The sequence below is a fragment of the Pseudomonas poae genome (assembly GCF_001439785.1).
Taxonomy (GTDB): domain Bacteria; phylum Pseudomonadota; class Gammaproteobacteria; order Pseudomonadales; family Pseudomonadaceae; genus Aquipseudomonas; species Aquipseudomonas poae.
The window spans coordinates 38,414-54,396 of the sequence record NZ_JYLI01000002.1 but is presented as its reverse complement, the minus strand read 5'-3'; the positions used below and the strand labels follow the sequence as shown (position 1 = coordinate 54,396).

General features: G+C 61.0%; 15 protein-coding genes. 8 read left to right on the top strand and 7 right to left on the bottom strand.

The genetic code is table 11. The features are described 5' to 3' along the window. Nucleotides 1-35 precede the first annotated feature (35 nt). Together TU75_RS01875 and glpT are read left to right on the top strand one after the other, a co-directional pair. Complete coding sequence (locus TU75_RS01875; protein ID WP_003234819.1) at nt 36-1,013, top strand: NADPH:quinone oxidoreductase family protein; 978 nt, start codon at nt 36-38, stop codon at nt 1,011-1,013. 212 nt (nt 1,014-1,225) lie between these two features. Next, nucleotides 1,226-2,563, top strand: coding sequence for a glycerol-3-phosphate transporter (gene glpT, locus TU75_RS01870; RefSeq protein ID WP_003234821.1), 1,338 nt, complete (start codon nt 1,226-1,228; stop codon nt 2,561-2,563). On the opposite strand, the gene TU75_RS01865 is transcribed toward glpT, so the two are convergent. Further along, nucleotides 2,560-3,213, bottom strand: a complete 654-nt coding sequence (locus TU75_RS01865; protein ID WP_003234823.1) for a gamma-glutamylcyclotransferase — start codon at nt 3,211-3,213, stop codon at nt 2,560-2,562. The two genes, glpT and TU75_RS01865, sit on opposite strands and share 4 nt — an antisense overlap. 221 nt (nt 3,214-3,434) lie before the next feature. Between TU75_RS01865 and TU75_RS01860 the strand changes: the two genes are divergently transcribed. Then, the gene (locus tag TU75_RS01860) at nt 3,435-3,917 is read left to right on the top strand and encodes a hypothetical protein (protein ID WP_060548054.1); all 483 of its coding nucleotides are present in this window, start codon (nt 3,435-3,437) and stop codon (nt 3,915-3,917) included. Between the two features lie 33 nt (nt 3,918-3,950). Here TU75_RS01860 and TU75_RS01855 read toward each other — a convergent pair whose 3' ends face one another. From TU75_RS01855 to TU75_RS01830, 6 genes are all read right to left on the bottom strand, one after another. After that, nucleotides 3,951-4,922, bottom strand: coding sequence for a CDP-6-deoxy-delta-3,4-glucoseen reductase (locus TU75_RS01855; protein WP_003234827.1), 972 nt, complete (start codon nt 4,920-4,922; stop codon nt 3,951-3,953). After that, nucleotides 4,922-6,388, bottom strand: a complete 1,467-nt coding sequence (ubiD, locus tag TU75_RS01850; RefSeq protein WP_015373264.1) for a 4-hydroxy-3-polyprenylbenzoate decarboxylase — start codon at nt 6,386-6,388, stop codon at nt 4,922-4,924. Before ubiD ends, TU75_RS01855 begins: the two co-directional genes overlap by 1 nt. 59 nt (nt 6,389-6,447) lie before the next feature. Beyond that, a complete protein-coding gene (locus tag TU75_RS01845; protein WP_032870784.1) occupies nt 6,448-8,430 on the bottom strand; it encodes an acyltransferase family protein in 1,983 nt (660 codons plus the stop codon). 148 nt (nt 8,431-8,578) lie between these two features. Continuing rightward, the gene (rho, locus tag TU75_RS01840; RefSeq protein ID WP_003176825.1) at nt 8,579-9,838 is read right to left on the bottom strand and encodes a transcription termination factor Rho; all 1,260 of its coding nucleotides are present in this window, start codon (nt 9,836-9,838) and stop codon (nt 8,579-8,581) included. A 236-nt stretch (nt 9,839-10,074) separates the two neighbouring features. Continuing rightward, nucleotides 10,075-10,404, bottom strand: a complete 330-nt coding sequence (trxA, locus tag TU75_RS01835; RefSeq protein ID WP_003234832.1) for a thioredoxin TrxA — start codon at nt 10,402-10,404, stop codon at nt 10,075-10,077. A 119-nt stretch (nt 10,405-10,523) separates the two neighbouring features. Continuing rightward, complete coding sequence (locus TU75_RS01830) at nt 10,524-11,219, bottom strand: FadR/GntR family transcriptional regulator (protein ID WP_060548053.1); 696 nt, start codon at nt 11,217-11,219, stop codon at nt 10,524-10,526. Between the two features lie 265 nt (nt 11,220-11,484). Here TU75_RS01830 and TU75_RS01825 point away from each other — a divergent pair, with 265 nt between their 5' ends. From TU75_RS01825 to ppx, 5 genes are all read left to right on the top strand, one after another. Beyond that, nucleotides 11,485-12,270 (top strand): transporter substrate-binding domain-containing protein, encoded by a 786-nt coding sequence (locus TU75_RS01825; RefSeq protein WP_003234837.1) that lies wholly within the window; start codon nt 11,485-11,487, stop codon nt 12,268-12,270. Between the two features lie 17 nt (nt 12,271-12,287). After that, entirely contained in the window at nt 12,288-12,956 is a 669-nt protein-coding gene (locus TU75_RS01820) for an amino acid ABC transporter permease (RefSeq protein ID WP_003234839.1), read from the top strand. Further along, nucleotides 12,953-13,603 carry an amino acid ABC transporter permease gene (locus tag TU75_RS01815; protein ID WP_060548052.1) on the top strand — a complete coding sequence of 217 codons (651 nt, stop codon included), beginning with the start codon at nt 12,953-12,955 and terminating at the stop codon, nt 13,601-13,603. The genes TU75_RS01820 and TU75_RS01815 overlap by 4 nt, the downstream gene beginning before the upstream one ends. Beyond that, a complete protein-coding gene (locus TU75_RS01810; RefSeq protein ID WP_003234845.1) occupies nt 13,590-14,327 on the top strand; it encodes an amino acid ABC transporter ATP-binding protein in 738 nt (245 codons plus the stop codon). The genes TU75_RS01815 and TU75_RS01810 overlap by 14 nt, the downstream gene beginning before the upstream one ends. 121 nt (nt 14,328-14,448) lie before the next feature. Continuing rightward, nucleotides 14,449-15,951: an exopolyphosphatase gene (gene ppx / locus TU75_RS01805; protein WP_060548051.1), complete on the top strand. Its 1,503-nt coding sequence runs from the start codon at nt 14,449-14,451 to the stop codon at nt 15,949-15,951. Nucleotides 15,952-15,983: the final 32 nt, after the last annotated feature.

The following is a 15,983-nucleotide window of genomic DNA, read 5'->3' as shown; positions in this document are numbered from 1 at the left end:
CACTTATCGGCCAAGACGCCAAAAGGAATAGTCCGATGAAAGCTGTGCTGTGCAAAGCCTTCGGCCCCGCCGAAACCCTGGTGCTGGAAGAGATCGAAAGCCCGGCGTTCAAAAAGAACGAAGTGCTGCTGGACGTGCACGCGGCCGGGGTGAATTTCCCGGACACGCTTATTATCGAGGGCAAGTACCAGTTCAAGCCGCCCTTCCCGTTTTCACCGGGTGGCGAAGCGGCGGGGGTGGTCAGCGCAGTCGGCGAAAAAGTCAGCCATCTTAAAGTCGGCGATCGCGTGATGGCACTGACCGGCTGGGGCAGCTTTGCCGAACAGGTCGCCGTGCCTGGCTACAACGTGCTGCCGATCCCGCCGAGCATGGACTTCAACATCGCCGCCGCCTTCAGCATGACCTACGGCACTTCGATGCACGCACTCAAGCAACGGGCCAACCTGCAACCTGGCGAGACCCTGCTGGTACTCGGCGCTTCCGGGGGTGTGGGCCTGGCCGCCGTAGAAATCGGCAAGGCCATGGGCGCGCGGGTGATCGCCGCCGCCAGCAGCGCCGACAAACTCGCCGTGGCCAAGGCGGCCGGCGCCGATGAACTGATCAACTACAGCGACGCCAGCCTCAAGGACGAGGTCAAGCGCCTGACCGACGGCAACGGCGCCGATGTGATCTACGACCCGGTGGGCGGCGACCTGTTTGACCAGGCCATCCGCGCCATTGCCTGGAACGGCCGGTTGCTGGTGGTGGGGTTTGCCAGCGGACGCATCCCCGAACTGCCGGTGAATCTGGCATTGCTCAAGGGTGCGGCGGTGGTCGGCGTATTTTGGGGCTCGTTCGCCCAGCGTCAGCCCCAGGACAATGCGGCAAACTTTCAGCAGTTATTCACCTGGTATGGCGAAGGCAGGTTGAAACCGCTGGTGTCGAAAATGTACCCACTGGACCAGGCGGCCCAGGCGATCAACGACCTGGGGCAGCGCAAGGCCGTCGGCAAAGTCGTCGTCCAGACTCGCTGACGGAGGTGAAAGGCAATCACTGTGGAAGGGGCCCCCCGCTCCCTCCCATAGTTGGATCGACGGTGTGCCCTAACGCGTAATCACGACTCACACTTATCCCTGTGCGACATGTTCGGATTTCTTGTGTTTGCCAATAAGAGGCGATGCTATTTTCGGTAACGAAACTGTAACATTCGCATCCGCAGTCAAAACAAGAAATCTGGAGCCCTTGAATGTTTGCTTTCTTTCGTCCTGCCGCGCACCAGGCGCCCCTGCCTGAAGAAAAAATCGACAGTACCTACCGACGGCTGCGCTGGCAGATCTTCGCCGGCATTTTCATCGGTTACGCCGGCTACTACCTGCTGCGCAAAAACTTCTCCCTGGCCATGCCCTACCTGATCGACGAGGGTTATACCCGTGGTCAGTTGGGCCTGGCGATGTCGGCGATCGCGATTGCCTACGGCCTGTCCAAGTTCCTCATGGGCCTGGTATCCGACCGCTCCAACCCGCGCTACTTCCTGCCCTTCGGCCTGTTGGTATCGGCGGGTGTAATGTTCATCTTCGGTTTCGCACCCTGGGCCACATCCAGCGTGACCATGATGTTCATCCTGCTGTTCATCAATGGCTGGGCCCAGGGCATGGGCTGGCCGCCAAGCGGGCGAACCATGGTGCATTGGTGGTCGCAGAAGGAACGCGGCGGCGTGGTGTCGGTGTGGAACGTGGCGCACAACGTCGGCGGCGGCCTGATCGGTCCGCTGTTCCTGCTGGGCATGGCCTGGTTCAACGACTGGCATGCGGCCTTCTACGTGCCGGCGACCGTGGCATTGCTGGTGGCGGCGTTTGCCTTCATCACCATGCGTGACACCCCGCAATCGGTGGGCCTGCCGCCCATTGAGCAATACAAGAACGATTACCCGGAAGGCTACGATGCGAGCCACGAAGAAGAATTCAGCGCCAAGGAAATCTTCGTCAAGTATGTGCTGCGCAACAAAATGCTGTGGTACATCGCATTCGCCAACGTCTTCGTCTACCTGCTGCGCTACGGCGTGCTGGATTGGGCGCCGACGTACCTCAAGGAAGCCAAGCACTTTACCGTCGACAAGTCGTCGTGGGCCTACTTCTTCTACGAATGGGCGGGTATTCCGGGCACGCTGCTGTGCGGCTGGATGTCGGACAAGATCTTCCGTGGCAACCGTGGCCTGACCGGCATTGTGTTCATGGCCCTGGTGACCGTGGCGACCCTGGTGTACTGGCTCAACCCGCCGGGCAACCCGACTGTCGACATGATCGCCCTGGTGTCGATCGGCTTCCTGATCTACGGCCCGGTGATGCTGATCGGCCTGCAGGCGCTGGAACTGGCTCCGAAAAAAGCCGCCGGTACTGCTGCGGGCTTCACGGGTCTGTTCGGTTATCTGGGTGGTTCGGTCGCAGCAAGTGCGGCCATGGGCTACACCGTTGACCATTTCGGCTGGGACGGTGGTTTTGTGTTGCTGATAGGCGCGTGCCTGCTGGCGATTGCATTCCTGATCCCGACCCTGTGGCATACCAACAGTGTCAGCTCGGCGCGTTAATCCGCCGCGCAATCCTTGATACAACGCTTGAGCCGCGCCTCCAGGTTTTTATCTGGCATGGCGTGGCTGCGCAGGGCGTTGACGGTCTGCTCGACATAATCGCGAGTGGTACCGTAACGCCCGCAAGCGCTTTGCAACACATGGTTGAGCACGATATCGGGCAGGTTGCCGGCGTAGCTGGGCAAATGCCGCTCCAATACAAATCCCAGCGCCTGAACCTGACTGCCATCCTCCAGACGGCAGCTGAGCCAGTGCGGCTTGTAGGAGGGATAAGGCATCTCGCGCTGCCACAAGGCATAAAGCGATGCCTCCAGTTGATCTTCCGGCAAGCGATAGGCAAACCCGCTGCACGAACCACCGCGATCGAGCCCGAATACCAGACCCGGCAACTCCGGCGTACCCCGGTGCTCGTGGGACCACAGGTACAGCCCGCGATGATAGCCATGCACGCGTGCCCGCACGCGCTCGGTCGACGAACATTCGGGGCGCCAGATCAATGAACCGTAAGCAAACAGCCACACAGGCCCACCCTTGTGCCGCGCCATGGTGGCCTGCATCGAGCTCATCAGTTGTTCATGAGTGAGTTGCGGCCCCAGATCGAGTCGCGGAGGGTAAGCCAATTGCAGAAGATCGGTTTCTATGGCGGTCATGGCGAAAAGCGGTGCGCCTCCTGTGTATTACCCGTTGTGAGGGACTTTACCGCAATAAAACGCAACGCTGTAAGCGCACCGCCCACCTTTGGTCAGGATTGGGCCCGGCACTTCCAGTACTTTCAGCCCCGGTTCAGCCTTGTAACGCGCCCTGGCGCCAGAATGGCCCACACGTTACGGCCCGTCGTCCGCTCCTTACACCGACTACCGAGGTCGCCCCCATGAAAAAGATCCGACTGCCCGGCCTGCTGTTCCTGGCCCAGACCACCACCGCTTTCGCCGCAGAAGTGCCACCGGCCGAAGACGACAAAGGCTTCTGGTATGCGCAAACCAGCGTGTACACCCGGCACTTTTCGCCCGACCCTGACCACAACAACAAACAGAACCTGATCGGCCTGGAACGCAATGAGGCTTCAGGTTTTGTGTATGGCGGGGCGACGTTTCGCAACTCGTTCGGCCAGCGCTCGTACTACGCCTATGCGGGTCAGCGCTATGACATGACGGATTATCCGGTGTACTTGAAGATCACGGGCGGTGCGATTCAGGGCTATCGCGGCAAATACCGCGACAAGATCCCGCTGAATCGGCTTGGCGTGGCGCCGGTGGTCATCCCGTCGGTGGGCACGTATTACGGGCCCGTGGCGGCGGAGGTGGTGTTGCTGGGGCTCAATGCGGTGATGGTGACCACAGGCGTGCGATTCTAGGCGAAGCAACTCCCACAGAGCCCGTGCATCACTTCAGGGCCGTGGCGCGTAGGCAAACACGTCGGCGCGCATCTGATGGGCATCCATGCCAGCTTCGACCAGCGCATCGAGGGTGCCGTAGATCATGGCGGGTGAACCGCTGGCGTACACATGCACCGCTGTAAGATCGGTGATGTCTTCGCACACGGCTTCATGCAGCAGTCCGCAGCGCCCTTCCCAGCCGCACAGGTCACTGACCACCTTGTGCAGGAACAGGTTGGGCAATTGCAGCCACTGGTCCCAGTGTTCGATTTCGTAGAAATCTTCCGGGCGACGCACACCCCAGTACAGGTGCACCGGGTGTTTGAAACCCGACGCACGGCAATGCTCGATCAGGCTGTGCATCTGCGCCATGCCAGTACCGGCGGCGATCAGTACCAGCGGCCCATCCGGCAGCTCGGCCAGGTGCGTGTCACCAAACGGCAACTCGATGCGGGCCATCCGGTCACGCTGCAATTGCGCGAGCAAGTCACGCGCGCTGTCCTCGCGCACCAGCACGTGAAGTTCCAGCTCACGCCCTGCGTGGGGCGCCGACGCCAGTGAAAACGCCGACTTTTTCTCGCCATTGTCCCGCTCGATCATCAGGTACTGCCCGGCGTGGTAACGCACCGCCTTGCCGGCCGGTGCCAGCAGGCGCACGCGCCATACATCGCCACCGACCTCGACGCATTCACTCAATTGGCACGCCAACTTGCGCAACGGCAACTCTCCCGGCGCCAGCACGCCATCCCACAACACGATGCAATCTTCCAGCGGCTCGGCGATGCAGGTGTAGAACTCGCCATGGTCGAGCACCTCGCCATTTTGCTGCACCCGCCCCTCTACCAGCAGCGCCACGCACACGTGGCACACGCCATTACGACACGCCTGGGGGCACTCGTAGCCCAGGCGGCGTGCGCCTTCGAGGATTCGCTCGCCAGGGTCAAGCTCCAGTACAGCGCCGGAAGGTTGCAGGGTTACACGCATCAATCTATTCCCAATTCTTTCCAGATCGCATCGACACGTGCCGTGACGGCTTCATCCTTGACTATCACCCTGCCCCACTCGCGAGTGGTTTCGCCCGGCCATTTATGCGTGGCATCCAGGCCCATTTTCGAGCCCAGGCCCGACACCGGCGAGGCGAAATCGAGGTAGTCGATCGGCGTGTTATCGATCATCACCGTGTCGCGCTTGGGGTCCATGCGCGTGGTGATGGCCCAGATCACGTCATTCCAGTCGCGGGCATTGATGTCGTCGTCGGTGACGATAACGAACTTGGTGTACATGAACTGTCGCAAAAACGACCACACACCCAGCATTACCCGCTTGGCATGCCCCGGGTACGACTTCTTCATGGTCACGATGGCCATGCGATACGAGCAGCCTTCCGGCGGCAGGTAAAAGTCGGTGATTTCCGGGAACTGCTTTTGCAGGATCGGCACGAACACTTCGTTGAGCGCCACGCCCAGAATGGCGGGCTCATCCGGCGGTCGCCCGGTGTAGGTGCTGTGATAGATCGGCTTGATCCGGTGAGTGATGCGTTCCACGGTAAACACCGGGAAGCTGTCGACTTCGTTGTAGTAGCCGGTGTGGTCGCCGTAAGGGCCTTCATCGGCCATTTCGCCCGGATGAATCACGCCTTCGAGGATGATTTCGGCGGTGGCCGGCACTTGCAGGTCATTGCCACGGCATTTCACCAGTTCAGTACGGTTACCGCGCAACAGGCCGGCGAAGGCGTATTCGGAGAGGCTGTCCGGCACCGGGGTCACGGCTCCGAGGATCGTGGCAGGGTCAGCGCCCAGCGCCACGGAGACCGGGAACGGCTTGCCGGGATGCTTTTCGCACCACTCACGGAAATCCAGGGCGCCGCCACGGTGGCTCAGCCAGCGCATGATCACCTTGTTGCGACCGATCACTTGCTGACGGTAAATGCCGAGGTTCTGGCGATCCTTGTTCGGACCTTTGGTGACGGTAAGTCCCCAGGTGATCAGCGGGCCGACGTCGCCAGGCCAGCAGGTCTGCACCGGAAGCATGGCCAGGTCGACATCATCGCCTTCGATGACCACTTCCTGGCACACCGCGTCTTTGACCACCTTGGGCGCCATGGCAATGATCTTGCGAAAGATCGGCAGCTTCGACCAGGCATCCTTCAAACCCTTGGGCGGTTCGGGCTCTTTGAGGAAGGCAAGCAGCTTGCCGATCTCGCGCAGCTCGCTGACCGACTCGGCGCCCATGCCAAAGGCCACGCGTTCGGGGGTGCCGAACAGGTTGCCGAGCACCGGAATATCAAAGCCGGTCGGGTTTTCGAACAGCAGCGCCGGACCCTTGCTGCGCAAGGTGCGGTCGCAAATCTCAGTCATTTCCAGCACCGGGGAAATCGGCATCTGGATACGTTTCAACTCTCCGCGCTGCTCAAGTTGCTGCACGAAATCCCGAAGATCCTTGAATTTCATTAAACCCGCCACCCGTAAAATAGGCTTACATCCTACCTGCTCTGAGGACGGCTGGCAGCTTAATTGGCCGTCAGCCCCCGCGATTGGAGCGAACTGAACAACGGCTCCAGAAACGCTTCGATGTGCCGCGCGCCCACGTCGGACAAGTGATTATCGTCGGTGTACAACGCGCGCCCATTGAGTTCGACCCGGCACAGACCATCGGCGCCACATAACTGTGGCGCCGGGTCCAGCACCCTCACACCGCTGTCGGCGGCGGCCAATTCGTCGAACAACTGGGAGATAAATGCTTCACGCGCCAGGTGCTTGGCCACCGGCAGTCCTTCGCGGTCCACCGGCCGGTGCATCATGGCCAGGCGGCTGAGGCGGTACGGCACGATGATTTCCTGCAGCGGCACTTCCTTGACCAGCCACACACGATGCCCGGCCGCGCGCAGGCCCTTGATGCGCTCGCGCATGCCGTCGGCGAAGCGTTGTTCGGCCACCGCGCGCACATATTGACCGGTGCTCGGGTCCTTGAGCGCATGTTCCTTGTCACCCGACATTTGCCCATACAGATACAGGCTCCAACGCGCCGCCAGCACCACATCGCTGATCGGCTGTTCGCTCATGGCCTTCTCGACGCGGCGGTTGAAATGCGCGCAGCGGGCAATGTTTTCCAGGCCGTCCAGTGGCACACACCCGGCAAAACTGGCCTCCATCAGACTGATGTCGTGCTTCTCTGCGCCGATTTCGAGCGCCGGGATCAACGCAGTGGCATGGCTATCGCCCCATACCAGCGCAGACACCGCAGGATTTTTCGGACCGAAGTGACAGAACAGGCGCTCATCAGGCGTGTCTTTGTCTGCCATGCAGGCCATCAGCTCGGGGCTCCACTTCTTGGCCTTTGCATAGCGCAGCGCCTGCTCGGACAAGCGCGACGGCACACCGTCAGCCTTGCGCAGCGCCACGCCCGTAAGGCCGATGGACAGGATACCAACCGCTGCCGCAACGAGAATCGCCTTGCGCGTCGCCAGCAGACGCTTCTCCCTGAAAGGGGTCTCCACAAAGCGCCAGGACAGATAACCCAACACCAGGCTCAGCAGCATCAGCCCGCCCAGCTCCGTGGCACTCAGGCCATCGACCGCCGCGTAGTTGGCGTACACGAATACTGGCCAGTGCCAGAGGTACCAGGAGTACGAGATAAGCCCCAGGCCCACCATCAGCCTTGAACTCAGCAAACGACCCACCCAGGTGTATTGCTGCCCATTGGCCCAGATCAGTCCGACCACGCCGAGCACCGGCAGCAGCGCAGTGGCGCCGGGGAACGCAGTGTGTGAATCGAAGCCGAAGACGGCAATCAGGATCAACCCCATCGCCGCCAGGCTGACGCACTGGGCCAGGGCCGGTGAGGCGCGCCACTCACGCGCGGGCATCACCGCCAGCATGGCGCCGGCGAGCAATTCCCAGGCGCGTAGATGCAACAGGAAGAAGGCTTTTTGCGGTTCATGCTCCACCGCCCAGACGCTCATGCCGAACGACACCAGCAATACGCCGAACAGGGCCAGGCGCCAGTGCTTCAAGCGGCTTGAAAGCAGGGTGAGCAGCAAGGGAAAGAGGATATAGAACTGTTCTTCGACCGCCAGCGACCAGGTGTGCAGCAGCGGCTTGATGTCGGACGCCGCCTCGAAATAGCCATGCTGGCGCGCAAACAGCAGGTTGGAGGTGAAGATCACCTGATAGTGCGCCGCCCGCCCCAGTTCCTCATAGTCTTTGGGCGCCAGCAGGAACCAGCCCGCCACCAGCGTCGCCACGATCATCACGAACAGCGCCGGCAGAATGCGCCGGGCACGCCGCGCCCAGAACTCCACAAAACTGAAGCGTCCGGCCTGGCGTTCGCGCCAGATGATCGAGGTGATCAGGAAGCCCGAAATCACAAAGAATACATCTACGCCAACAAAGCCGCCGGTGACGCCCGGCACGCCAAAGTGAAACAACACAACAGCCAGAACCGCGATAGCACGCAGGCCATCAATGTCTCTTCGGTAAGCAAGAACAGTCATAAATCAATGTCAGCCAGATACGAATGGGGATGAGCGTAGACGCACTCGTGTTTTTTTGTGTCTCAACTGACACGTATGCCGCGAACCGCTCATTTGTGACACAAAAAAATGGCGCCCCAAAGGGCGCCATTCTCACGGACCTGAAGTGTTATTTACGCTTCATCGACAAGAAAAACTCGTCGTTGGTCTTGGTGGTTTTCAGCTTGTCGATCAGGAACTCGATGGCAGCGACTTCATCCATCGGGTGCAGCAGCTTGCGCAGGATCCACATGCGCTGCAGTTCGTCGTCGGCGGTCAGCAACTCTTCACGGCGAGTGCCGGAACGGTTGATGTTGATAGCCGGGAACACACGCTTTTCAGCGATGCGACGGTCCAGGGGCAGTTCCATGTTGCCGGTACCCTTGAACTCTTCGTAGATCACTTCATCCATCTTCGAGCCGGTTTCAACCAGCGCGGTGGCGATGATGGTCAGCGAGCCGCCTTCTTCGATGTTGCGCGCGGCGCCGAAGAAACGCTTCGGTTTCTCCAGGGCGTGGGCGTCGACACCACCGGTCAATACCTTGCCGGAGCTCGGGATCACGGTGTTGTAGGCACGCGCCAGACGGGTGATGGAGTCGAGCAGGATCACTACGTCCTTCTTGTGCTCGACCAGACGCTTGGCCTTTTCGATCACCATCTCGGCAACCTGCACGTGGCGGGTCGGCGGCTCGTCGAACGTCGAGGCAACCACTTCGCCGCGCACGGTGCGCTGCATTTCGGTTACTTCTTCCGGACGCTCATCGATCAGCAATACGATCAGGTGAACTTCCGGGTTGTTGCGCGCGATGTTCGCGGCAATGTTCTGCAGCATGATCGTTTTACCGGCCTTCGGCGGCGCGACGATCAGACCGCGCTGGCCCTTGCCGATCGGTGCACACAGGTCGATCACGCGGCCGGTCAAGTCTTCGGTGGAACCGTTACCGGCTTCCATCTTCATGCGCACGGTCGGGAACAGCGGGGTCAAGTTCTCGAAGAGAATCTTGTTTTTCGCGTTCTCGGGACGATCGAAGTTGATCGTGTCGACCTTGAGCAGGGCGAAATAACGCTCACCTTCCTTCGGAGGGCGAATCTTGCCGACGATGGTGTCGCCGGTGCGCAAGTTGAAGCGACGGATCTGGCTCGGCGAGACATAGATATCGTCCGGGCCGGCGAGATAGGAAGCGTCTGCAGAGCGGAGGAAGCCGAAGCCGTCCTGGAGAATCTCCAGCACGCCATCACCGGAGATTTCCTCACCGCTTTTTGCGTGCTTTTTGAGCAGGGAGAAAATCACGTCCTGCTTGCGCGAACGGGCCATATTTTCTATGCCCATTTCTTCGGCCAGTTGGAGCAGGTCGGTAATCGGCTTTTGCTTGAGTTCAGTCAGATTCATATAGGAATGACGTAATCATTTATGGAGGGGGGAAATTAAGCTTTTGGCTTAATGAGGCCGCGCCGCAGAGAAGGCGACAGGATCGCGTACTAATCGAAAAGGAATGCGTCGGCGACGGCTTGCAGGGGGCAGTGGAGAAACCAGTGCGGGGCCGAATGTACCACCTGAATTTCGGAGCGTCCAGCCCTGTTTTACGAAAAAGCCCCGCGATTTGCGGGGCTCTTTTTGGACGACGCTTAGATGTTGGCGTCGAGAAAAGCTTGCAACTGGGACTTCGACAGCGCGCCGACCTTGGTGGCCTCAACGTTGCCGTTCTTGAACAGCATCAGCGTAGGGATACCACGCACGCCATGCTTGGCCGGGGTTTCCTGGTTCTCGTCGATGTTCAGCTTGGCAATGGTCAGTTTGCCTGCATAGGTGGTTGCAATGTCGTCCAGGACCGGGGCGATCATTTTGCAAGGGCCGCACCACTCTGCCCAATAATCAACCAGTACAGGGCCGGTAGCCTTGAGTACATCAGCTTCGAAGCTAGCGTCGCTAACGTGTTTGATAAGATCGCTGCTCATGGAAGTCTCCAGGTTGTAAGCAAAAAAACGTCGCCCATCATAGCCGCCCTTCCCCCGTTCAGGAAGTCGCCTCTGATTGAGTGTTGCTATGGCGGCGCATGAGTGTGGATATGAGCCACTCAGGGTGACACGGGCGTCACGAAGGCAATCCCGGTGCGCAACGCTGCATTGCGAACGTGTTCCTGCATGGCTTTCTGCGCCGCCGCGCTCGCCCGCCGGGCCAGGGCGCGCAGGATTCTGCGGTGTTCCTGCCAGGTCTCCATGGCCCTTTCCGGCCGGATGAACGGTAGTTTCTGGCTTTCCAGGAACACTTCGGCACTGGTGCTGAGGATGCTCACCATTGCCTGGTTACCGCTGGCGAGCAGGATGCGCTGATGAAAGTCGAAGTCCAGCCGCGCAGCCGCCTCGAAATCGCCGGCCCTGAGAACCTTGCGCATGGCCTCGACATTGTCTTCCAGGCCGTCAAGCTCATCGAGGGTCAACGTCATCGCCGCCAACCCGGCGGCGAACCCTTCAAGGGCATAGCGCAGCTGAAAGATATCCAGCGGCGTCGCCTGTGCCGCGAACGGCCAGGCAAACCCGGGCGGCTCCTGCGCCGCTTGCACGAACACCCCTTTGCCCGGCTGCACGCTGACCACGCCCAAGGCACTCAGGGACGACAACGCCTCGCGCAAAGACGCACGGCTCACCCCCAACTGCAGCGCCAGGTCGCGCTGGGACGGCAGTGCATCGCCCGCGCAAAAGCCTTGCTCCTTGATCAGTTTGCGGATGGCCTGCAGGGCCGCTTCCGGTACGGCTTGGGCGATGGCTTGCATAAAAAACTCAAGGTTCCAGTCAACTGAGCGGCTAGTTGTAAAGCTATTCAAGGCCGTCGGCAAGCCACGCCCCAAAGGGGCTCGCACGATTTTAGCGACGCCCGAAAAAGGTGCGAAAAGCCTGCGAACTGTTCAGACCAGTAAGACCACCACGGCTCAGTAAATCCCGGTCCTTCAGACCATTCAGGCAAGGCTGGCATGGGCTGTGCAATCACGCAGAGCAGTCAAATTCAGAAATTCCTTCGCCCTTTTCCGGAGAGTTGCCATGACCAAGCGCTGCAGCGTCCTGCTCACTGCCCTGTTTGCCAGCCTGATGCTGAGCCAGGCGCCCGCCCAGGCCAACGGTCTGGACGATATCGTCGCCCGTGGCACCCTCAAGGTCGCCGTGCCTCAGGACTTCCCGCCATTCGGTTCGGTCGGCCCCGACATGAAGCCGCGCGGCCTGGACATCGACACCGCCAAGCTGCTGGCCGACCAGCTCAAGGTCAAACTGGAATTGACGCCAGTCAACAGCACCAACCGCATCCCGTTCCTTACCACCGGCAAGGTCGACCTGGTGATCTCCAGCCTGGGCAAGAACCCCGAGCGCGAGAAGGTCATCGACTTTTCCCGCGCCTACGCGCCGTTCTACCTGGCCGTCTTCGGCCCGCCTGACGCCGCCGTCAGCACCACCGACGATCTCAAGGGCAAGACCATCAGCGTCACCCGTGGCGCCATTGAAGACATCGAGCTGAGCGCCGTCGCGCCCAAGGAAGCGACCATCAAGCGCTTCGAAGACAACAACTCGACCATCGCCGCCTACCTCGCCGGCCAGGTCGACCTGATCGCCAGCGGCAACGTGGTGATGGTGGCGATCAGCGAACGCAACCCCAAACGCGTGCCGGCGCTGAAAGTGAAGCTCAAGGATTCGCCGGTGTACGTGGGCGTGAACAAGAACGAGCCGGCGCTGCTGGAGAAGGTCAACCAGATCCTGGCGGCAGCCAAGGCCGATGGCAGCCTGGAAAAGAACGCACTGCAGTGGCTCAAAGAGCCATTGCCTGCCGACCTCTGATACCACGGAGCTGAGTTATGGCGTATCAATTTGACTTCGTCCCGGTGCTGGCCAATACCGACCTGCTGTTGCGCGGCGCGCTGTTCACCCTTGAGCTGACGGCCATCGGCGCGATTCTGGGGGTGGCCCTGGGCATCGTCGGGGCGGTGGTGCGCGCATGGAAGATCCAGCCATTCGCCTGGTGCTTCGGCGTCTATGTCGAGTTGATCCGCAACACGCCGTTTCTGGTGCAGTTGTTCTTCATCTTCTTCGGCTTGCCGTCCCTGGGGTTGAAAATCACCGAGTGGCAGGCCGCCGTGCTGGCAATGGTGATCAACCTGGGGGCCTACTCCACCGAGATCATTCGCGCGGGCATCCAGGCCATCCCGCGCGGGCAACTGGAAGCGGCGGCGGCGCTGGCGATGACGCGCTTCGAAGCGTTCCGTCACGTAGTGCTGTTGCCCGCGCTGGGCAAGGTGTGGCCGGCGTTGAGCAGCCAGATCATCATCGTGATGCTCGGTTCGGCGGTGTGTTCGCAGATCGCCACCGAAGAACTCAGCTTTGCCGCCAACTTCATCCAGTCGCGCAATTTCCGTGCGTTTGAAACCTATGCCCTGACCACCCTGGTGTACCTGTGCATGGCACTGATGATTCGTCAGTTGCTCAACTGGATCGGGCGCCGTTTTGTGATGAGGAACGCCCAATGAGTGATTTTTCGTTCTGGGACATCGTGCGCAACCTGCTCACCGGCCTGCAATGGACGCTGTTGCTGTCGCTGGTGGCGTTCATCGGCGGCGGGGCGATCGGCCTGCTGGTGATGACGATGCGCATCAGCCACAAGGCCTTTGCGCGCAATGTGGCGCGCGGCTACATCGAGCTGTTCCAGGGAACGCCGTTGTTGATGCAGCTATTCCTGGTGTTTTTCGGTGTGGCCCTGCTCGGCGTGGATATCTCGCCCTGGCTCGCCGCAGCCATCGCCTTGACCCTGTTCACCAGCGCCTACCTGGCCGAAATCTGGCGCGGCTGCGTCGATTCCATCGCCCATGGGCAGTGGGAGGCGTCGGCCAGCCTGGCGCTCAACCCGCTTGAACAACTGCGTTACGTGATCCTGCCCCAGGCGCTGCGCATTGCCGTGGCGCCCACCGTGGGTTTCTCGGTGCAGGTGGTCAAAGGCACCGCCGTGACCTCGATCATCGGCTTCACCGAACTGACCAAGACCGGCGGCATGCTCGCCAACGCCACTTTCGAACCCTTCATGGTCTACGGCCTGGTGGCCCTTGGTTACTTCCTGCTCTGCTACCCCTTGTCCCTCAGTGCGCGCTACCTGGAAAGGAGACTGCATGCCTCTGCTTAGAATTTCCGCCCTGCATAAGTATTACGGCGATCACCACGTCCTCAAGGGCATCGACCTGACCGTTGAAGAAGGCCAGGTGGTGGCGATCATCGGCCGCAGTGGCTCGGGCAAATCCACCCTGCTGCGCACCCTCAACGGCCTGGAATCGATCAACGACGGCGTGATCGAAGTCGATGGCGAATACATCGACGCGGCACGCGCCGACCTGCGCAGCCTGCGGCAGAAAGTCGGCATGGTGTTCCAGCAGTTCAACCTGTTTCCGCACCTGACCGTTGGCGAAAACGTGATGCTCGCCCCTCAAGTGGTGCAGAAAGTGCCCAAGGCCAAAGCCGCGCAGCTCGCCAGGCAGATGCTCGAACGCGTCGGCCTCGGCGAGAAGTTCGACGCCTTCCCTGATCGTCTGTCCGGCGGCCAGCAGCAGCGCGTCGCCATCGCCCGAGCCCTGGCCATGTCGCCCAAGGTGCTGCTGTGCGATGAAATCACCTCGGCGCTGGACCCGGAACTGGTCAACGAAGTGCTCAGCGTGGTGCGCCAATTGGCCAGGGACGGCATGACGCTGATCATGGTCACTCACGAAATGCGCTTCGCCCGGGAAGTCGGCGACAAGCTGGTGTTCATGCACCAGGGCAAGGTGCATGAAGTGGGCGATCCGAAGATCCTGTTCGCCAACCCGCAGACGCCCGAGCTTGCCAACTTCATAGGTTCAGTGGAGCAACCGGCCTGACCGGGGGCTGGCACGCACGTTGCCGCGCGACCCGCGCGCGGCACTTACTCAAGCACAACGCGTTGGCGCCAGCGGTCGATCGTGGCACGATGGCAAGGTTATCGACCGAGATCCCCAAACCATGCCGCAATCCCAAGCCAAGAATCTGTCCCTGATCGCCGCCATAGACCTGGGCTCCAACAGCTTTCACATGGTCGTGGCCAAGGCCCAGAACGGTGAGATCCGCATCCTTGAGCGGCTCGGCGAAAAAGTGCAACTGGCGGCCGGCATCGACGACGCGCGCCAGCTCAACGAAGAATCCATGCAGCGCGGGCTCGATTGCCTCAAGCGCTTTGCCCAACTGATCAATGGCATGCCTCTGGGCGCGGTGCGCATCGTCGGCACCAATGCCTTGCGTGAAGCGCGCAACCGCGGCGAATTCATCCGCCGCGCTGAAGAGATCCTCGGGCACCCGGTGGAAGTCATCTCCGGCCGTGAAGAAGCGCGCCTGATCTACCTCGGCGTGTCCCACACCCTCGCAGACACCCCCGGCAAGCGCCTGGTGGCGGACATCGGCGGCGGCAGCACCGAATTCATCATCGGCCAGCGCTTCGAGCCGCTGCTGCGTGAAAGCCTGCAAATGGGCTGCGTCAGCTTCACCCAGCGTTACTTCAAGGACGGCAAGATCACCCCGGCGCGCTATGCACAGGCCTACACCGCCGCGCGGCTGGAGATCATGAGCATCGAACATGCCCTGCACCGCCTCACCTGGGATGAAGCCATTGGCTCCTCCGGCACTATCCGCGCCATCGGCCTGGCCCTGAAAGCCGGCGGCCATGGCACCGGCGAAGTGAATGCCGAAGGCTTGGCGTGGCTCAAGCGCAAACTGTTCAAGCTGGGCGATATCGAGAAAATCGACTTTGACGGCATCAAGCCCGACCGCCGCGCCATTTTCCCGGCCGGCCTTGCGATTCTCGAAGCGATCTTCGACGCCCTTGAGCTGCAACGCATGGACCACTGCGACGGCGCGCTGCGTGAAGGCGTGCTCTACGACCTGCTGGGCCGCCATCACCACGAAGACGTGCGCGAGCGCACCCTCACCTCGTTGATGGAGCGTTATCACGTCGACCAGGAACAGGCCGCCCGTGTGGAGCGCAAGGCGCTGCATGCGTTCGACCAAGTGGCCGCCGACTGGGACCTGGAAGACGGCGTCTGGCGTGAACTGCTGAGCTGGGCCGCCAAGGTGCATGAAGTGGGCCTGGACATCGCCCACTACCATTACCACAAGCACGGCGCCTACCTGATCGAGCACTCGGACCTTGCTGGCTTTTCACGGGAAGACCAGCAAATGCTCGCGCTGCTGGTGCGTGGTCATCGCCGTAACATTCCCAAGGACAAGTTCGCCGAGTTCGGCGACGACGGCATCAAGCTGATCCGCCTGTGTGCGCTGCTGCGTTTTGCGATCCTGTTCCACCACATCCGTGGCACCCAGGAAATGCCCCAGGTCAGCCTGCACGCCAACGGCGACAGCCTGGACGTGGTATTCCCCAAAGGCTGGCTGGACGAGAACCAACTGACCCAGGCGGACTTCGCCCAGGAAGCTGAGTGGCTGACGCGGGTGGGGTTCAGCCTGAACCTGCGCTAAGGCACACCCCAAAACAAATGTGGGAGGGAGGC

Excerpts from the sequence above, each read along its gene's own strand:
- TU75_RS01875 (WP_003234819.1), top strand. The coding sequence starts at position 36 with ATGAAAGCTGTGCTGTGCAAAGCCTTCGGCCCCGCCGAAACCCTGGTG.
- glpT (WP_003234821.1), top strand. The coding sequence starts at position 1,226 with ATGTTTGCTTTCTTTCGTCCTGCCGCGCACCAGGCGCCCCTGCCTGAA.
- TU75_RS01865 (WP_003234823.1), bottom strand. The coding sequence starts at position 3,213 with ATGACCGCCATAGAAACCGATCTTCTGCAATTGGCTTACCCTCCGCGA.
- TU75_RS01860 (WP_060548054.1), top strand. The coding sequence starts at position 3,435 with ATGAAAAAGATCCGACTGCCCGGCCTGCTGTTCCTGGCCCAGACCACC.
- TU75_RS01855 (WP_003234827.1), bottom strand. The coding sequence starts at position 4,922 with ATGCGTGTAACCCTGCAACCTTCCGGCGCTGTACTGGAGCTTGACCCT.
- ubiD (WP_015373264.1), bottom strand. The coding sequence starts at position 6,388 with ATGAAATTCAAGGATCTTCGGGATTTCGTGCAGCAACTTGAGCAGCGC.
- TU75_RS01845 (WP_032870784.1), bottom strand. The coding sequence starts at position 8,430 with ATGACTGTTCTTGCTTACCGAAGAGACATTGATGGCCTGCGTGCTATC.
- rho (WP_003176825.1), bottom strand. The coding sequence starts at position 9,838 with ATGAATCTGACTGAACTCAAGCAAAAGCCGATTACCGACCTGCTCCAA.
- trxA (WP_003234832.1), bottom strand. The coding sequence starts at position 10,404 with ATGAGCAGCGATCTTATCAAACACGTTAGCGACGCTAGCTTCGAAGCT.
- TU75_RS01830 (WP_060548053.1), bottom strand. The coding sequence starts at position 11,219 with ATGCAAGCCATCGCCCAAGCCGTACCGGAAGCGGCCCTGCAGGCCATC.
- TU75_RS01825 (WP_003234837.1), top strand. The coding sequence starts at position 11,485 with ATGACCAAGCGCTGCAGCGTCCTGCTCACTGCCCTGTTTGCCAGCCTG.
- TU75_RS01820 (WP_003234839.1), top strand. The coding sequence starts at position 12,288 with ATGGCGTATCAATTTGACTTCGTCCCGGTGCTGGCCAATACCGACCTG.
- TU75_RS01815 (WP_060548052.1), top strand. The coding sequence starts at position 12,953 with ATGAGTGATTTTTCGTTCTGGGACATCGTGCGCAACCTGCTCACCGGC.
- TU75_RS01810 (WP_003234845.1), top strand. The coding sequence starts at position 13,590 with ATGCCTCTGCTTAGAATTTCCGCCCTGCATAAGTATTACGGCGATCAC.
- ppx (WP_060548051.1), top strand. The coding sequence starts at position 14,449 with ATGCCGCAATCCCAAGCCAAGAATCTGTCCCTGATCGCCGCCATAGAC.